General features: G+C 57.7%; 14 protein-coding genes. 8 read left to right on the top strand and 6 right to left on the bottom strand.

The window, feature by feature from the left end:
* Positions 1-95: 95 nt before the first annotated feature.
* The 8 genes from rfbC (at position 96) to FIU28_RS19025 (ending at position 9,891) form a co-directional block, all read left to right on the top strand.
* Positions 96-665: a dTDP-4-dehydrorhamnose 3,5-epimerase gene (rfbC, locus tag FIU28_RS19060; protein WP_143574744.1), complete on the top strand. Its 570-nt coding sequence runs from the start codon at positions 96-98 to the stop codon at positions 663-665.
* 3 nt (positions 666-668) lie between these two features.
* A complete protein-coding gene (gene rfbB, locus FIU28_RS19055; protein ID WP_143574743.1) occupies positions 669-1,715 on the top strand; it encodes a dTDP-glucose 4,6-dehydratase in 1,047 nt (348 codons plus the stop codon).
* Between the two features lie 7 nt (positions 1,716-1,722).
* A complete protein-coding gene (gene rfbD / locus FIU28_RS19050) occupies positions 1,723-2,610 on the top strand; it encodes a dTDP-4-dehydrorhamnose reductase (RefSeq protein WP_143574742.1) in 888 nt (295 codons plus the stop codon).
* Positions 2,611-2,624: 14 nt separating this feature from the next.
* The gene (rfbA, locus tag FIU28_RS19045; protein ID WP_143574741.1) at positions 2,625-3,494 is read left to right on the top strand and encodes a glucose-1-phosphate thymidylyltransferase RfbA; all 870 of its coding nucleotides are present in this window, start codon (positions 2,625-2,627) and stop codon (positions 3,492-3,494) included.
* 30 nt (positions 3,495-3,524) lie between these two features.
* On the top strand, positions 3,525-4,472 hold the full coding sequence (locus tag FIU28_RS19040) for a glycosyltransferase family 2 protein (RefSeq protein ID WP_143574740.1): 948 nt from the start codon (positions 3,525-3,527) through the stop codon (positions 4,470-4,472).
* Positions 4,473-4,674: 202 nt separating this feature from the next.
* A complete protein-coding gene (gene gmd, locus FIU28_RS19035) occupies positions 4,675-5,664 on the top strand; it encodes a GDP-mannose 4,6-dehydratase (RefSeq protein ID WP_143574739.1) in 990 nt (329 codons plus the stop codon).
* An 8-nt stretch (positions 5,665-5,672) separates the two neighbouring features.
* On the top strand, positions 5,673-6,644 hold the full coding sequence (locus tag FIU28_RS19030; protein ID WP_246660734.1) for an NAD-dependent epimerase/dehydratase family protein: 972 nt from the start codon (positions 5,673-5,675) through the stop codon (positions 6,642-6,644).
* Positions 6,645-6,786: 142 nt separating this feature from the next.
* Positions 6,787-9,891 carry a class I SAM-dependent methyltransferase gene (locus FIU28_RS19025; protein ID WP_143574738.1) on the top strand — a complete coding sequence of 1,035 codons (3,105 nt, stop codon included), beginning with the start codon at positions 6,787-6,789 and terminating at the stop codon, positions 9,889-9,891.
* A gap of 72 nt (positions 9,892-9,963) precedes the next feature.
* Here FIU28_RS19025 and FIU28_RS19020 read toward each other — a convergent pair whose 3' ends face one another.
* The 6 genes from FIU28_RS19020 to FIU28_RS18995 form a co-directional block, all read right to left on the bottom strand.
* A complete protein-coding gene (locus FIU28_RS19020) occupies positions 9,964-12,864 on the bottom strand; it encodes a methyltransferase domain-containing protein (protein WP_168209965.1) in 2,901 nt (966 codons plus the stop codon).
* A gap of 114 nt (positions 12,865-12,978) precedes the next feature.
* A complete protein-coding gene (locus tag FIU28_RS19015; RefSeq protein WP_143574736.1) occupies positions 12,979-13,758 on the bottom strand; it encodes a PIG-L family deacetylase in 780 nt (259 codons plus the stop codon).
* Positions 13,748-14,629 (bottom strand): GNAT family N-acetyltransferase, encoded by an 882-nt coding sequence (locus FIU28_RS19010; RefSeq protein ID WP_143574735.1) that lies wholly within the window; start codon positions 14,627-14,629, stop codon positions 13,748-13,750. Before FIU28_RS19010 ends, FIU28_RS19015 begins: the two co-directional genes overlap by 11 nt.
* Before the next feature lie 70 nt (positions 14,630-14,699).
* A complete protein-coding gene (locus tag FIU28_RS19005; protein ID WP_143574734.1) occupies positions 14,700-16,289 on the bottom strand; it encodes a 4Fe-4S ferredoxin in 1,590 nt (529 codons plus the stop codon).
* Positions 16,286-17,569 (bottom strand): NAD-dependent epimerase/dehydratase family protein, encoded by a 1,284-nt coding sequence (locus FIU28_RS19000; RefSeq protein ID WP_168209963.1) that lies wholly within the window; start codon positions 17,567-17,569, stop codon positions 16,286-16,288. The genes FIU28_RS19005 and FIU28_RS19000 overlap by 4 nt, the downstream gene beginning before the upstream one ends.
* A gap of 105 nt (positions 17,570-17,674) precedes the next feature.
* Positions 17,675-18,730: a glycosyltransferase gene (locus FIU28_RS18995; RefSeq protein WP_143574732.1), complete on the bottom strand. Its 1,056-nt coding sequence runs from the start codon at positions 18,728-18,730 to the stop codon at positions 17,675-17,677.
* Positions 18,731-18,742: the final 12 nt, after the last annotated feature.

The raw sequence follows: 18,742 nt of genomic DNA, 5'->3' as shown, positions 1-18,742 counted from the left end.
CTATGTAGCAGCCGGTGGCTGATGGTTCCAGGCGTTGCTCGGCGATGGTTTGAGCAAATCCAGGCCAACCGGCCGATGGCCCAGGGAAGCGAAGAATGTTGATCGAAAAGCTCGAAATTCCTGATATCTGGCTGGCCACACCTAAAAAACACGGCGACGCCCGCGGCTTTTTTTCAGAGACCTTCCGCACCGACGTGTTCGCCGGTCACGGCCTGTCCGTGCCGTTCGTGCAGGACAACCACGTGCGCTCGACGCAAAAAGGCGTGCTGCGCGGGCTGCATTTCCAGACTCCGCCGCATGCCCAGGGCAAGCTGGTGCGCTGCACCCGCGGCGCCATTCTCGACGTCGCGGTGGATATCCGGGTGGGCTCGCCAAGCTATGGCCGCCATGTGTCGGCGGAACTGTCGGCGGACAACTGGAGCCAGCTCTGGGTGCCGCCGGGCTTCGCTCACGGCTATCTGACGCTGGAGGATGACTGCGAAGTCATCTACAAGGTCACCGACTATTACGCGCCGGAATGTGACAGCGGCATCGCTTGGGACGACCCGGCGCTGGGCATCGATTGGCGGATTTCGGCCGCCGAAGTCATTCTGTCGGAGAAGGACCGGAAACAGCCGAAGCTGGCGGATGCGCCACCGGCTTTCAAATATATGGGTGAGGAGTAGCGGATGCGGGTTCTCGTCACTGGCGGCGCCGGTTTTATCGGTTCGGCCGTCTGCCGTCATTTCATCGTCGACCTCGGCTACGACGTGGTCGTGCTCGACAAGATGACCTATGCCGGCAATCTGGCGTCGCTGGCTCCGGTGGCGTCCAGCCCGCATTACGTGTTCGAAAAGCACGACATCTGCGATTCCGCGTCGGTAAACGCAATCTTCGCCAAATATGAGCCTGATGCGGTGGTTCATCTCGCCGCCGAGAGTCATGTGGACCGTTCGATCTCGGGCTCCGACGTATTCGTGCAGACCAACGTGATAGGCACCTTCACGCTGTTGGAAGCGGCGCGCAGCTATCTCAAGACGCGCAAGAGCGCGATCGATTTCCGCTTCATCCATGTCTCCACCGACGAAGTTTATGGCTCGCTGGGTGCCGACGGCCTGTTCACGGAGACCACGCCCTACGATCCTTCCTCGCCCTATTCTGCGACCAAGGCGGCCTCCGACCATCTCGCCAAGGCTTGGCACCGTACTTACGGCATGCCGGTGATCGTGTCGAACTGCTCGAACAATTACGGGCCGTATCACTTTCCGGAAAAGCTGATCCCGCTGGTCATCCTCAACGCCCTGGATCGCAAGACGCTGCCGGTCTATGGCGATGGCTCCAACGTGCGCGACTGGCTATATGTCGAGGACCATGCGCGTGCGCTCGGTGTTATCCTTTTGAAGGGCGTGCCGGGCGAGACCTACAACATCGGCGGTCGCAACGAGCGCAAGAACCTCGACGTGGTCGAGCAGATCTGTACCTGGATGGACGAGCTGCGTCCGGCGAACTCCTCGCATCACGACCTGATTTCCTTCGTCACCGACCGACCCGGCCACGACCAGCGCTATGCCATCGACGCCAGCAAGCTGGAGAACGAGCTCGGTTGGCGCGCGCAGGAGACGTTCGAGACCGGTATCGAGAAGACGGTACGCTGGTATCTCGACAACGCCCACTGGTGGGAACCGTTGCGCCATAAGGTGTATGGCGGCGAGCGGCTTGGCCTGGTCAAGGCATGAGGTCGGCATGCGCGTCTACGTAATCGGCGGCGAGGGCCAGGTCGCCCGCGCGCTGCTCGAGGCCGCGGCCGGCCGCGAAGATATCGTGTTTGGCAGTAGCAGTCGCGTCGAGGTGGACCTGTTGAATACGGCCTCGGTCGACCGGGCGCTGGACGCGTTTCGGCCCGATGTGGTGGTCAATCCGGCGGCCTATACCGCGGTCGACAAGGCTGAATCCGAGCCGGAGCAGGCATATGCCATCAACGGCGCCGGCGCCGGCGCCGTGGCCACGGCGGCAGCACGGCACGGTGCGCCGATCATCCATTTCTCGACCGATTACGTCTATGACGGCCGGAAGCCGGACGCCTATGTGGAGAGCGACCCCGTCGCGCCGCAGGGCGTTTACGGTGGGTCCAAGCTAGCCGGCGAACGGGCGGTGGCCGCCGCCAATCCGCACCACGTCGTGCTGCGCACAGCCTGGGTCTATGCGCCGTTCGGCGCCAATTTCGTCCGGACCATGCTGCGGCTGGCGGCCGAGCGCGACCGGCTCCGGGTGGTGGACGACCAGGTCGGCTGCCCGACCTATGCGCCCGATATTGCCGATGCGACGCTGGCAATTGCTTGGCAGATTGCCGGGCAGCGCTGGCGCCCCGAACATGCCGGGGTGACGCATCTCGCCGGTCCCGACGCACTGAGCTGGTGCGGCTTCGCCCGCGAGATCGTCCGGCAGTCGGCGCTGCGGGGCGGCCGTTCCGTGCCGGTCGATCCCATCACCACGGCAGATTATCCGACGCCGGCGGCCAGGCCGGCCAATTCGCGGCTGGCAACGGCCCGGCTGGCGGATGTATTTGACATCCGGCTGCAATCGTTGGAAACGTCCCTTTCGAATTGCTTGGATCGTCTCCTGCAATCGTAGACGAGGGTAGGATATTGAAGGGCATCATTCTGGCCGGAGGAAGCGGCACGCGGCTTTATCCGATGACGCTAGTCACCTCGAAGCAGCTTCTGCCCGTCTACGACAAGCCGATGATCTACTACCCGCTCAGCACCCTAATGCTGGCGGGGATCCGCGAGATTTTGATTATCTCCACCCCGCACGATCTGCCGCTGTTCAAGGCGCTTCTCGGCGACGGCGCGCGCTGGGGCCTGTCGCTGTCCTACGCCGAACAGCCGAAGCCCGAAGGCCTGGCGCAGGCCTTCATCATCGGCGCCAAGTTCGTCGAGGGCGGCCCATCCGCGCTTATCCTCGGTGACAACATCTTCTTCGGTCACGGCCTGCCGGACCTGATGGCCAGCGCGACATCGCGGCCCTCAGGCGCCACGGTGTTTGCCTACCATGTTTCGGATCCGGAACGATACGGCGTGGTCGCCTTCGACGCTGACGGGGGGGCGACCTCGATCGAGGAAAAGCCGCTGCAGCCGAAGTCCAATTTTGCCGTGACGGGGCTGTATTTCTACGACCAGCAGGTGGTCGACATCGCCGCAAACATCAAGCCGTCGGCGCGCGGCGAGCTGGAGATCACTGACCTCAACCGGGTCTATCTGGAGCGCGGCGAACTCGGCGTGCAGAAGATGGGCCGCGGATTCACCTGGCTTGACACCGGCACGCCGGACAGCCTGCTGGAAGCCGCAGAATTCGTCGCCACACTTGAACGGCGCCAGGGTTTTCGCATCGCGTGCCCGGAAGAGGTGGCCTTCAACCAGGGCTATATCGATCGCGCGCAGCTGGAGAAGCTTGGGCAGGCGCTTGGCAAGAGCGACTACGCGAAATATGTGCTCGGGCTGGCTGCGACGAGCTAGGCAATGCCAGGTCTCGCTAAAAGGTAAGAAATGAAAGTCGCGGCCGTCATCCCTTGCTTTAGGGTTAGCAAGCACATCATCGACGTCGTCGAGCGAACGCTCCCGGTCGTCGACATGATTTACGTCGTCGACGACCTATGTCCCGAAGGGTCTGGTGCCCTTGTGGCGGAGCATTTTCCGTACGTTAATGTCCGCGTCATCCAGCATCAGGTCAATCGGGGCGTTGGCGGTGCCGTCGTTTCGGGTTATCGCGCTGCCCTAGCTGACGACGTCGATATCGTCGTCAAGGTGGATGGCGACGGCCAAATGGACCCCTTGCAGATCGCTTCTCTGATCGCGCCTATAGTGGCGCGCCGCGCCGACTACACCAAGGGAAACCGGTTCTTCAATATAGAGGACCTGCGTCAAATGCCCTTCGTAAGGGTGTTGGGCAATTCCGCACTGTCGTTCGTCAACAAGATCTCGACCGGCTACTGGAACATTATGGACCCGACGAACGGCTTCACCGCGATACACAAATCGACGCTGAAGCTGCTCGATCTGGAAAAGCTTGCCGCGCGTTATTTTTTTGAGTCGGATATGCTCTTCCGGCTCAGCATCGTTCGCGCTACCGTGCGCGACGTCTCGATGCCGGCATTCTATGGCGACGAGGAGAGCAATCTGCGGATCAGTAAGGTACTTTTCGACTTCCCGGGTAAGTATTTGCTCAATTTCTTCAAGCGTTTTTTTTACAATTACATCCTGCGCGACGTAAGCATCGGGACCATCGAGACCATCGTGGGAATACTGCTGATGTGTTTCGGTTTGACTTGGGGAGTTTACAACTGGATCGGCAACGGCATGAACGGCGTCGAGACGCCGGCCGGGACGGTTATGCTGGCCTCGTTGCCTATCATCCTGGGCTCGCAACTCCTGCTGGCCGCAGTTGCCTACGATATATACAATGTTCCCAGCGAGCCGCTGCAGGGTAGCTCTTGACCAAGCGCTTACGACTGTTGGAGACTGCAAAGTCGCTACGGCCCGCGCTTCTCGCTCGGCCGGATACGTCAATACAGCGCTGCATTTACACTCTTTGCGACAATAAGCGGCTGGGCTCCCAATGCCGAGGTGACAACCTTAGACACAAACGATATTAAAATGTCGCCGGCAGGTTTGCTGACCGGGTTGCAAAGCTGAGCCTATGACCGAGAATATTGCATTTTTGACTGGTATCACGGGCCAGGACGGAGCCTATCTGGCAAAGTTCCTGGTCGATAAGGGCTATGCGGTGCACGGCCTGTTACGCCGGAGCGCGTCGGCCGATGTGATCGCGACCCGGCTCAAATGGATCGGCGTCTATGACAAGGTGACGTTGCATGACGGCAATCTGACAGATATCTCCAGCCTGATCCGGATTCTCAGTGACGTCCGGCCGTCGGAAGTCTACAATCTCGCGGCGCAATCTTTCGTCAAGTCATCTTGGCAGCAGCCGCTGTTGACGGGCCATGTCACCGGACTCGCTGCCGCCAATATGCTGGAAGCGGTTCGTATCATTTGTCCGGAGGCGCGTTTCTATCAGGCTTCTTCCTCGGAAATGTATGGTTTGATACAGGAACCGGTACAATCGGAAACCACGCCATTTTATCCGCGCTCGCCCTATGCCGCGGCAAAACTTTATGCGCACTGGATGACGGTGAACTATCGCGAAAGTTTTGGTATGCATGCCTCCAGTGGTATACTTTTTAATCATGAATCTCCGCTGCGCGGTATCGAGTTCGTAACTCGTAAGATTACGGCCGCAGTAGCGCAGATCAAGCTCGGAAAGCAGAAGACGCTTTCTCTGGGCAATCTCGATGCCAAGCGCGATTGGGGGCACGCACGCGACTATACTAAGGCCATGTGGCTGATGCTGCAGCAGGACGTTCCGGACGATTACGTGATCGCGACCGGCAGAACGACGTCGGTTCGAGAGTTTTGTTCGCTGGCGTTTTCCCACGTCGGACTTAACATGGATGATCACGTGGTGATTGACCCGAAGTATCTGCGGGCGGCCGAAGTCGACGTGCTGCACGGCGATGCTTCGAAGGCCCATGCGCGGCTTGGCTGGAAGTCCGAAACAACGCTGGAGCAATTGGTCACGGAGATGGTGGAAGCCGATCTCACGCGATTCAAGCTCCACGAACATCTGTGATCGGCAGAATGTCCTCGCCCCATCGGGTCCTGATCACGGGCGCCGGCGGATTTGTCGGGCCGCATCTGGTCACCGCGCTGCGCCGGGCTTTTGGCGGCGCCGTTTCAATTCTTGGTACCGGGCTTAAGCAGCGCGATGATCCGCTTTGCGGACGGATCGCCGAACTCGACGTCACCGACCCACAGGCTGTGCGCGCGGTTGTCGCGCAATATCAGCCGACCCATGTCGTTAACCTGGCGGCGATCGCTGCCCCCGCGGCTGCCAATGCTGACCCCACCGTCGGCTGGCAAGTTCACCTCGATGCTACCCGCAACATGGCAAATGCCATAATGAGCGCGGTGCCAGAGTGCGTTTTGGTGCATGTCGGGTCAGGTCTTGTCTATGGCGAGAGCGCCGGGTCCGGATTGCCGCTAGACGAAGATACGGTGCTGGCGCCGAACGATGAATATGGCGCTTCAAAAGCGGCGGCCGATCTGGCACTGGGCGCGATGGCCATGAAAGGACTGAAGTGCATTCGGTTTCGTCCTTTCAATCATACAGGGCCGGGACAGACCGAAGCGTTTGTTATTCCCGCATTCGCCATGCAGATCGCACGCATTGAAGCCGGCCTTGCCCCTGCCGTCATGCGGGTGGGAAATCTCGATTCTCGACGGGATTTTCTCGATGTCCGCGATGTCGCTGATGCCTACGTCCTGGGCATTCAGCGTAGTGACTACTTGGAGCCCGGCGTGATCCTTAATGTGGCGTCCGGCATCCCTCGCAAGATATCCGATATTCTGGCGCTCTTGTTGTCCGAAACCGAGGTCAATATTACGGTGGAGACCGATCCGGAGAGAGCGCTGGCTTCAGGCCTCGCTGTTGTTGTCGGCGACGCCAGCAAGGCGCGCCGCATGCTCGACTGGTGTCCGGCATACGATTTCGAGACAACGGTTCGGGACGTTCTGAACGACTGCCGGTCTCGCTTATTATTGCGAGTATAGACAACCATAGAATGTATTTTCCGCATCTGCTAAGACCGCGCGCAACAGCTGCTATAACGTTGATCCGAAACTATGCTGATCCTATAAAGCCTCTAAGAGAGATCCAAACTTTTTTGGCAATCGTTCGCGTAAAGGATTTCGCGTGTCAGGTAATTTGATTTCGCCTTGTTCGTTCTGGCTTCCCGAACGTTCAAGTGTGGGTTCCGGTTGGGCCCAGCACGCCCCCTTCGCCTTCTGGTTGATCGACGCCTATCGACCAAAAACCATCGTGGAGCTTGGCACCCACAAAGGATATTCGTTCGCGGCCTTTTGCCAAACGGTCAAAAAGCTGAACATCGATACTCAATGCTATGCCGTGGATACTTGGCAAGGAGACGAGCACGCGGGCCACTACAGCGACGAAGTGTATGATGAACTCAAAGAATACATAGACAGCCGTTATTCAGGCTTCTCACATATGATACGATCAACCTTCGACGACGCGCTTCCCAGCTTCGCAGACGGGTCGATCGATCTCTTACACATCGATGGGCGCCACTATTTCGAAGATGTTAGCCACGACTTCCAGTCGTGGATTCCGAAGCTGAAACCCAATGCGGTGGTTCTGTTTCATGACACCAATGTCCACGAACGTGGCTTTGGCGTCTATAAGCTTTGGGCCGAGCTGGTGCAGAAGTATCCGCATTTTGAGTTCCTGCACGGCAACGGTCTTGGCGTGTTGGGAATGGGGAACGAATTTCCGCCGGCCGTTCGTGATTTATTCGATGCCGCCAGCAGCCCGGCCGCAGATGTTATCCGCGATAGTTACAGCAGGCTTGGCGCTGCCGCGTCGGACCATTTCGAGATGACCGTTGTCATGGTCGCCGAAGCGAAGGCGCGAAGGCTGGAAATACTTCTCCAGGAGGCGTCGAAGCGCGAGCAGGAGGCGTCGAAGCGCGAGCAGGAGGCGTCGAAGCGCGAGCAGGAGGCGTCGAAGCGCGAGCAGGAGGCGTCGAAGCGCGCGGTTGAAGGAGTAGAACGGGAAGCCCACGCCGTAAGAGTCATCGAGGCGCTTACGATCCGGGCTGATGCCGCCGAGCATGCGCTCCGAGTCGTGCAGGGCAGCATCGCGGTGCGGATCGTATCCCGATTGCGCGGCGTTGTCATGCGATTTCCCCTCGTCGCAAAAGCGCTCCGTTGGTTAATGCTATCAGCTTGGCGGGTGCTCACGGCGTTGCGCGGTCCAGCTCGTGGTACGTTGCGTGGCGGCCAGTCTGAAGTTTTGATTGAATCTGGAAAAACGTACTCGTCCGCAGATCCCGCGGCCATCCGAGTTCCGAGCGCGCCGGAACCCGTGGTGTCGATCATCATCTCCACCTATGGCCAGGCAGATCTGACACTGGCCTGTCTCGCGTCGATTGCGGAATATCGACCACGCGATCCGATCGAAGTCCTAGTTGTCGACGATGCTTTTCCGAATGAGGTGGAGGCATCGCGGCTCAAAGCCGTGAGCGGAATTCAACTTTCACGCAACGAAACGAATCTCGGCTTTCTGCTGAGCTGCAACCGCGCCGCCGAGAGAGCCAAGGGAAAATATCTATACTTTCTGAACAACGACACCGAATTGCGCCCAAACACTATCGATGCCTTGGTCGATCGGCTGGAATTGAGCGCCCACGTCGGCTTGGTTGGCTCAAAGCTGCTATTCCCCGATGGAAAGCTGCAGGAAGCCGGTGGAATCATGTGGAAGGATGGATCTGGGTGGAATTACGGCCGCGGTCAGGATCCCGCGGCGCCAGAGTTCAACTATGTCCGCGAAGTCGATTACTGCTCCGGTGCGTCGATAATTGTTCGCCGTGATTTGTTCGCCGAACTGGGCGGTTTCGATGAATCATTTGTTCCCGCCTATTACGAGGACGTCGATCTGGCTTTCCGGATTCGCGCCCGCGGATTGAAGGTGCTTTACGAGCCGCAGTCGGTGGTCGTCCACCACGAAGGCATGTCGCATGGCACCGACCTTCAGCAGGGCGTAAAGGCTCACCAGGTCGTCAATCAGGCGCGAATGGTCGAGCGTTGGGGCGCCGATCTCACGCGCAATAGTTTTGCCAATGGCGAGCGAGTGATCCGAGCTAAGGACCGGGCAGCCGCGCGAAAGCTCATGTTGGTCATCGACCACTATATTCCGCAACCCGACCAGGATGCGGGCTCACGCAGCATCGTCGGAATTATCGACAGTCTGGTGGATGCGGGCTGGCTGGTGAAGTTTTGGCCGCACAGCCGCGGTTACGACGAGACCTATACGCCGTTGCTCGAACAGCGGGGCATCGAGGTGCTGGACAGCCGTTCGCCCGGCGACCTCACGAGCTGGATGAGGAAGTACGGCGAAGAACTGGACCACGTTCTTGTCGTTCGTCCGGATGTCGCCGCCTACGCCATCCCTTGCTTGCTGGGAAACACCGATGCGGTTCGGAGTTTTTACGGCGTCGATTTGCACTTCGCTCGCATACGTCGTCAGGCCAAGCTGGACGGAAGTCGGGATGGCGAGATCGCGGCGAATAGAATGGAGCGGCTCGAACGCCACGTCTGGCGCAACTTCGACATCGTCATCTATCCGTCGGAAGAAGAGGCCGCCGTAGTGCGTCAAATGTCACCGGGCACGGTCGCGTGCGGGATCGTGCCCTTCTCCTTCGACCAGCATCCGCAGCGGCTGGTGCCTCCTACAGAGCGAACCCTCCTGTTCGTGGGGGGCTTCGCCCACGCGCCAAACGTCGATGCTGCCAGGTTCTTGGTGGATCAGATACTCCCTGAGCTCGAGCGTAAGGTCGGTTCCGTTAAGGTCATTCTGGCTGGCTCGCGTCCGACAGCTGAAGTCCGGGCTCTGTCGGCGTCGAACGTGGAAGTTACGGGCTATATTTCCGAGGCCGCTCTGGAAGAGCTTTATCAAAGGTGCCGTGTTGCGGTGGCTCCGCTTCGATTTGGCGCCGGCGTCAAAGGCAAGGTGATCGAGGCGCTTAGCCGCGGCCTGCCGATGGTGACCACGTCCATCGGCGCGCAGGGCATACCGGGCCTTGCGGACATTGTCCCGGTTCACGACGATGTCGCGCGCCAGGCCGAGGCCTTGGCTATCCTGTTGACGGACGCCCCGGCTTGGATTGCCCAGTCCGCCACCCAGCAAGCATTTGCACAGGAATTCTACTCTCGCGAAAGCATGGCACGATCCGTTCTCTCGGCGCTTGGCCACGGCAAGAACGAGCGGCCGGCCCCCTGATCCCGAAATGTCAGAGCAGCCGTCCGCCAGATACTGGCGGGCGACCGCTAAGGATGGGGCTTGCGGTGATTCTCAAGGGCGAGCCTCCAATGCGTAAACGGCGATCCATCCGACGCGCGTGATCAAGCGTCCCCTAGTCTGCATGTAGGCATCGGCAACCTTTTCCAACGGCGTAACCCCTGTAGCGTTGACGATGACATGGGACGGCGCGATCTGATCGATCAGCTTTTTCAAATCCTGTTCGTCCTTCACGGCGGCGAAATCGGCGGCATAGCTCGAATTGTGCCAAGTGCTGTAAATTGCAGTGCCGGTCAGCAACGCACCGAATGGATTGCTGATATAAAGAACCCGTGAGGTGGAGCCTGCCTGTTCGTTGACAATGCGGTTGGCAATGCGATCAGGCACTTGAAAAAATTCAAGCTGACGTCGCGCATTTTGGTCGCAACAGGCGCTCAGATCAGAGATACCAAGCACGCCTGCGCCAGCCGGCATCTTGTAGAAATTGAGCCCGACGATGGCGACCACGAGGCAGGCGAGGGGGACCGGCATGAAACGAATTTTACAAATGTGCTCGATCGCCAGTGCGACGGGCACCATCAACAGCGGTACGAAGATCAGCAGATAACGCACATATTGAATCTGCGACGCAAAGGCGATTACGAAGAATAGTCCGAGACCGCCGCAAAACAGTACTACCCGGTTGCGCACCACCAGCGCCGCTGCAAAGCCGGCGGCAAGAAACACAAACAGCGTGAAGCCCAGCGCGCCGTTATAGGCCTCGACGAAATTACCAGTGGCAAATGTTGCGTCGTAGGGAAACGTCACCGAGAATTTGCCGATCCAGCGTCCGTCGACAAAGTTGACCGGCGGAAAGAACGGCGACTTAAAAATCTGGTTGTAGAACGGGAACACCGGGTTTCCCGTCTTCAGCCATGCGTAGTAGTACGGCCACAGCGCAATGATGCCGATGGCGAGGGTGATCGCGTAAATTGTCATGAGGGACCGCGGCGTTCTTCTGCCCCGCAAGCAGAGCGCGAGGCTGATCGCTCCGATCACCACCGCAGCAATCGCGCCGTGCAGTTTGACCATGGTGGCGCCGGCGAGGAGCAGCATGATCGCCAGATGATCGCGCCCCAGCAGTCGAAACCGAGCGACGACTACGGCCATGACGGCGGTTGTCAAAAACAGCGCGAGCGTGTTCTCGACAAACAGCGTCGATGATTCGATGAAAGTCATCGGGATCGAGACCAGCAGCGCAATGGCCCAGACCGAAACCGAACGGGAACAGAACCGAGAGATGATTTGGAACGTCGCTACGCAGGTAAAAAAGAACGCGGCAAAGTTCAGCAGTCGCGCCGCAGTTTCGCCCTGCAGCATGAACATGTCGGCATAGAGCATGTCGGCGGCGTTCGGCATGAACGAAAAGGCATTGCCGGGATCGTAGCTCCAGGCGCGATGCGCCGACATGTAAGACGGAATGTACAGGTGAGACAGCAGCGCGTCGAAGAAGCGATCTGGCAACGCGACCATCGCCAGATGCATCGACAGGATCACGACGCAAACCACCAGACCCGCGTTCCGGACGACGTCTCCATAGCCAGGTTTCACCGGAGGGCCGAATGCCCCGGCAAACGACAATCGAAGCTGACCGCGAATCGCGGGCATCGTGGCGGCCAGCAGGATTGGCAATCCCAGTACGGCCGCGTGGGTCGCAGCCATGTTGACGGGGATCGATGCGACTAATGTGAACAGCATCGCGTAGATCGACCAGCCCGTTACAACAGCAATCACGGCATCGGCCGGATCCTGCCGGGTTTTGAAGAGCTGCAAGATGACCATGCCGAGGCACCACGACGACAGCAGGAAGAAAAGCACGACGGAGGTCGCGGCTGGTCCGCACACCATCATGGTGAATGCCAGCAGCAACAGGGCCAGGACGCTTTCCGCCTTGCGCCGGAATCTGGCCGCGGCAAAGCACGCAGCGGTCGCAAGCATACCGACACCGGCGAACAGATACTTTGTCTGGTCAACCAGCAGTTTTTGCCAGAGCGATTCGGCGAGCAGGTTGGATTGCACGATTCCGAAGATGCCGATCGCGACGCAGGCAATGAGGACGAGGGTCGGAATGTCGCGGACCAAGCTTGCCCGGTCCGGTGCGAGCATTGAAGATGCGGCAGAGGGGGGCGGCGATGTCGTAGACGGCGTCGCCTTCGCGGCAGGCTTGGCTGCCACACCGTCCGTCGCGGCGACCGTCGAGCCCGGACGCCTGGCCAGGATCGGCAGGCTCCATGGATGTTTGTGCAGGATTCCCCATTCCGGCACGTCCTGATCGAAGAACTGGATATCGACGAAACCTGCGGCGTCGAGATGGCGTTGCAACGCGGCGCGGCTGTAAACCCGCATTTCCAGCGTCGTGCCTGGGCCGCCATGAAACACCAGGTTTTCATGAAGAGTATGTCGGCCATCCCGGCTGCGGTTGACCATTACAAATTCATCGTCAAACCGTACGATCTCGAAATTGTGCAGTTCCGGGTAATGCTCTCTGGTTTGTTCTTCGTTGGTGAACGGAACGGTCAGGATCAGTACGCCGCCGGGCTTAAGTACGTCAAGCGCATGCTGAAAAGCGATCTGTGCCGGCGGAGGCACATGCTCGAAGACCTCGGTGGAAATCAGGAAGTCGCAACTAGCATTGCGATCGCCGACCGGCTTGCAAATGTCGAAGAACGGCTCCTGGTGATAATAGGTGTTAGTATAGTCAAGCTTGTAGGCCAGCGGCACGGCGTAGCCATCCCAATCGGAAAGCCCGATCCCGGTGATCTGTGGGCTCACCGGGAAGTCCGGCAGCGCCATCGATCTGCCGAACAGGCTGAGGCTGAGCAGATGAACAATGCTGCGGAATCGAACCGAAGATCCGCAGTGTGGACAGGACGAGACTTCCCGGTCGATGGCCTCGATTGCGATCCCGCTAGCCATGTGCCCGCAGACGTTACATTGAAAGTCCATTTAGTCTCCGGTGGTCATTGAGCGCGACGATTATCCTGCGTACCCGTGATTGTGCATCGGCTACGTACGCTTGATCGAATATACTTAAAGGCCGTATTTCGCGCAAAATGCACCTACAGCCTCACGAAAGATGCTGTAGCTTACATGAGCTCTATTTTCGTAAAGCAATTTTCCTTCGTGTGGGCGCTCTTGCACTCTCTCCAGATTAATCGGCTGTAGCTGTTGCGTGCCTCGAGTTAAGTAGTGCCACGCGATAAACGGACCAAGACCAAGGATGGAACGTTGCTGACTCCGATAGCGGAGAAGAAGAACGAGCTGAAAAACACGTTGCCATACTGGAACGGATGCCTCTATTACAGCGCCATTTGATTTGAGAGGTTTAAACATCACGAACGGCAGATAGGAGCTTGGATCATTTCGATAGAGCGCAAATTGTTGGCTCGTATGGGTTAAGCTCAAGGTTTTAGCAATTGCTAAGCCTAGGACGTGTGCAGCATCATGATCTTGGTGTCCTCCCTCCCAGGCGTGGATCACAAGTTTGGCTATCTTGAAAAATCCATGCATTGTTGAAAGGGCGGCGGTAAAAGCTATCTCAAGGTGGTCGAACAGCTTTCCGTCGGGAATGTTGTATTCGGTCCCGACAAAAAAGAGGCTGTCGTAGGGAACATTTAGTGCCGCCATCACCTTCCGCGATTCGGCGTTCCTAGTTTCGGACGTCGCGTGCGCGGTCTCACCGTTTGTTAAGTAGAAACAAGCAACGCAGTCTCCGCGTGACAGGGTGCTTTGAATCTCGGCGAAAACGCCCATTTCGTCGTCTTGGTGAGCAAACAAAAAAACAGTTACTGGCCGCGAGTTAGTACGCATCAAAATCCAAAAAAGTGAACAGCACTGAATCCGGATCCAATTTTTCCGATGGATCCTGCAGATTCCTATAAATGAATCGCAGGGGGGAGGGTTTCAGCCTATCAGGAATGGGTAACGAAAATCGATATCTTGCTGTGCCTTTTGGCTCCGATCCCAAGACCAAGTGAAACGGTCGGCAGGAGAGACTTGTTTGATCGGTTTTCACAACTAAAGAGTTGTTATATATATTAGCACGAACATCGATCAGCGGAAAATTGGTTTTTCCGGATACCCTTATGCTACCGTCGTGGTCTTGGGATTGTTTTAGCGTGTTGGAAGGATTGCGCGCTCTCCACCGGATGGTCTCCGTTTTCCATATACGTTCAAAGCATGCTTTGGCTTTCGCTTCCTTCCAGTCCATGCGAGGAAAAGATCCAACCCCGAGGCGGGCCTCAAGCCCAAGGACGTTTTGAAATCCGAGCTTCCTCGAAAAACCTCCAACACTATTCTGGTTTGCAACGCCAAACACTGCAGCGAACTGCTGTATCTTAGCCCTTTCATAGGTTGCATTTGCAAGAGCCGTAAAAAGTCCGCGCCCCTGGTGACTTGGGAGGGTCGCCGTGTTCAGAGACAGTAAAGCTTTTACAGGATTTGCGCTTTGATTTGTCCGTATCAATGCGGGAGCGCAAACGTAGTGTGCAACGACTCTTCCATTTTCAAGGGCATCAGTACCGACGATGGTGCCTTCCGGATTTTCCTGATAGAGCCACCGCAAATATGGCTCGCTAAAGTGACCGGCCGTTGGAAAGCAAGATTGGAATAGTCGAAGGTATTCTGATAGGGATTCTGGGTCTGTCTTGGTTGCCTGAAATTCCAGGTTTGTTTCACTCATTACGGTCTCCCCGCTTGCAGCTTAATTCGAAATCGTAATTTGGGACGCGGCAGTTTCGTTAAAGAGCAGGCTAGTTAGCGGCAACAGATATGCCAGCTGCGATCCTATCAGAATTTGCCATTATAGTCAGCGTGTGTGACTTCACAGGCAGGCTAGGAAGGCTTGCTCCATCGATTGCAAAGGCACCTCTCATTCCCTCTATTTCGCCTGTCGGATGACATTCTCCTAATTGAGGTTTTGCCCTCATTGGGAGGGAGCCGACGTAGTGCACGTCAGTTCCGGGAGCTCCCAAGACACAGCCTCCTGGTGGAATGATTCCTCCAAGCAGCCATATTGCTTTGGCCATACTTCTGCTTATCATCTTCTGCTTCAAAGCGAGGTCTGGCGAAAAGCCACCCGTGATATGTAGCTCGCGCTTATCACTAAGCACCATTCGGTGGTCGGAAAGCGACCCTGGGAAGAAGATATTTCCCGCGACACACGATGGAAGAAACGTTTTCAGAAAATCGATTCCGTAGCGGCTACTGATAGGTAGGTAACGAAGGAATTCACTGGTTGGCAGTCCTCGAGTTGGAAACAATGCTGCAAATGCAGCTAATTCGCCGCTTTCGGACGAAATGGATAAAGACAGTTGTGAACCTGTGAAGCCCGTCTGTTGGACAGCACCTAGAGCCCTTGGAAACCAAGCCAGAAAACCCGCGGTCGGGTTTGAAACCAAACGCACAGGTTGCTGAACGAGATTCAAATAGTCTAGCACCAATCGAGTGCTGGCAATGCACCCGGCTGCAAGCAGGATTTTACGTCCGCGCAACGTTACCGGTGTGCTGGTCCTTCTGTCGCGACAGTCGACGGTCCACCCCTCGACGTTATTGGACAAGGCCCCGGCGATAATTCCATCGATTCGCTGAAAAGTTGGAATCCGCGCCAAGCGTTCGAATTCAGATCGTGAGTTGTACAACGCGCCTCTAGAGCATCCCCAGAGGCAGTTGCCGGATAGGTTGCAGCCTTTACGAGTTGCCAAGTCAGCGGATAGCACGGCCAATCGGGAGCGCCCCATTTTGATATGAAGGCGTTGAAATTTATCGCGATTTTTGGTGTACTTGGCGAGTAGATCGACTTGTAGCCTATCCAGCGGAAGCGCATCTTGCGCCCATTGATCAAGCCCGTGAAATTGCTCTAAGTCGTCGTTACTGCGGCCACTGATTCCGATTCTGCGTGCGACCCGTTCATACGATGCCTGGAGCGCAGTGGGCGGGAATGGAAATTCTGCCAAATCCTTTTGGTCAAACTGCGTTACCCCACACCCCCATGCATTGGACAGCCCGCCCGCTGCGAGCGATCCAACTGCGGTAAAGTTATGGGTGTGGATGCGATTCTCAGCCTGGAAATCCGAAAAAACTGATTCCAGCGCAGGAACTCTGAATTTAGGTGACGCAATTTCGCGAGCTTTCATTGCGTAGAATTTGCTGCCTAACATCCACCGCCATTGGTCAACATCGGTTTGTCTTGCATCCGAAAAAGCCGCTGATGGAAACAGCGGAGATCCACCGACATCTCCATCGATCATCAAAACACGATGACCACTTTCCAACAATGGAAATGCCGCCGAAGTGCCGGCTGGGCCCGAACCAATAATGATAGCATCATAAACTTCTGTCATCGGGTTTCGCGCTCAATCTTCTTCAGTGCGATCTTTAATGGTGCAGCCAGGGCGACGCAAACGATCCGCATTAAGCCCTCCTTTGTTACAGCAATAGCCATCTGGAACAGTGCAGTGATCGGATGTATTGCATGGCTGAGCATAAATCGCCGCGCCCCGAGCGGCGACGCCTCCGCGATCAGGATGGCGCTGGATAGCCGGAATCTGAATTTCGAATTCTTCTGATTGCCGGCCGCCCGCTCGTAGGCAGCGAGCAACATCGGAAATCGCCTAACTAGCGCAGGTAAAGCCAGCGGCTCGTCGGCTACGTAGAGCGCGTCGATCGCATGGACGTAGCGGCGCAGCAGCGAGGAAGGCGGCGCCTGCCGGAGAACATAGGTCAGCAAGGCTTTTGCTTCGCGCAGCTGGCGTCGCCGGCGACCGCAGCCACTGCAGTGCATGCCGTCGTCAAGGCTGCGGAGTCGGATCCCTAGCTTTTGCAGATCCGCGACCGTCCGCATCTCCTTCATGGCATATAGCGACCGGATGCGGCCGAGATCGGGAGTACCCGGGACGGCCGCCGCTATCGGGGCAATCAGGGACAACACAAAGGCCGGAAACGGCACGAAAATCCTCGGCCTTCGTAGGCGGTCGCTGGCCAGGATGCGCAGGAAATCGGTGAACGTGACGGCGTCGTCCTGCGCCAGGCTGATGACACCGGTGCTGCGTTGCTCGACCGCCTGTACAAGGCCTGCGGCGAGATCGTTGACGTGAATGGGCTGTATCACGGGCGCGGGCAGAAACGACGGCAGCACGGGCAGGGTTTTCACCAGCCCAAATAGCTGGCCGAACAGCCCTCTTGGTTCGCCGCCATAGACGAAGCCCGGTCGCACAATGCAGCCGGATGCTTGCAGGACGATTTGCTCGACACGCCACTTCGCGCGTCCGTAGTCGGTCGCCGCGTTAGGAGCGGCCGTCTGGCTCGACACGAAGACCAGCGGCATGCCGTATTCACGAGCCGCGTCAACGATCCGGTTTGCTGCTTTCATTTCCATGTCGATATCGGCGCGGCTTCCAGCGCGGGTATCTGCGGCCAGATGCAGTATCGCGACGCATCCGGGCGGGATGACGAGAGCACCGTCATCCTGCAAGTCGTAGCGTTGAAATTCGATGCCGGGGATATCCAGCGGCCGACGCCCCAGTGCAACGACGCCATAGCCCCTCGACAGGGCCGCTCGGACGGTTGCCCGGCCAATATAACCGCTCGCGCCGGTGAGCGCGATAATACCCCTATGAGGCAATGCAGGCTCTTTCTTCGACTGTTGTTCCGCGGACTTATCGCCTGCGCTTAGCACAGCATGGCACCAAACGGGCGTGCATTCTTGTGAGCGGATCGCCGCGCGGCGTTAATCGTAGACGCGGTACGCTTCTTCGCCCGGCCAAAGCGCTTCCGCCGCCAGCCGGAGTTCGGCGCTCTTTTCGGGGTTCATGCCGCGGACCGCGGTCGCCAGCCGGGCGGCACTGCCGGGCAGGTCGTTGCGGTCGATGGCAACGACAAGCCCCCGTTCTGCCAGATCCCTGCAGCCGGGCCCTTCCAGACTGGTCGCCACCAGCTTTCCGGCGAGAACCGCCTCGCGGATCACCGAGTTTGTGTCCTCGCCGACCGCCATGCGGATCACCCCCGAGGCTCCGATCAGCCAGTCGTCATAATTGTCAACAGAGCCCGCAAACGCGATATTGCCAAGGTCGCCTTCCGGATGTGCACTTCTGAGCGCATCGATGGCCGGGCCTTCGCCGATAATGGTCAGGCAAGCATCGCCGTCCAGCAAAGTTTTCGTCAATTGGAACAGCGCCAGTGCGTCGGCATGCCCTTTCTGGGGAATTCCGCGACCTACCGACAGGAAGGAGAATCGCTTCGGGTAGAGCTTCGGCGTGTCGCTCTCCCGGCGCGTTACGGGATAGATCTGGTTGCGAAGCCGGGATGGACTGAGCCCAAAGGCAGCGTAGTCGCCCCACAGGAGCGCGTTGAGATAGAAGCGCTGGTAATGTCGTGCAAATGCCCAAAACAGCGCCTGGATCGGGAAGGGCAGCTGGCAGCGGTTGCAATCCAGTCCTGCGCTTATCTTAGGTGAGCGCCACAGCATCATGATGGATGAATAGGCAAAGGCGGCAAAAAGTTTCAGGTTAACGACATCGAAGTACGCGCTGTTTTCGCGATAAAATTTGTAAAAGGCATGAAACGAGCGCGGGTCGACGACGGCAGCGTAACTGTATGGTCGTTCTGTCAGAAAAATCACTTGGGCGCCTGCTGCGCGCAAGCGTTCGGAGTAAAAGTCGTTCTCGAAAATGGAAACCACGGTGACGCGGCTGTTGCCGCGAACAAACTTGCAGTAATTGAGTATGAATTCCTGTACGCCGCCGACGCCGAGATGGTCGAGTATAAAGCAAATATTCTTCTGCAAGATTCTTCTCCG

The sequence above is a fragment of the Tardiphaga sp. vice154 genome, from assembly GCF_007018645.1.
Lineage (GTDB): Bacteria > Pseudomonadota > Alphaproteobacteria > Rhizobiales > Xanthobacteraceae > Tardiphaga.
The sequence above is the reverse complement of the archived record's forward strand: the minus strand, read 5'-3'. Positions and strand labels throughout refer to the sequence as shown.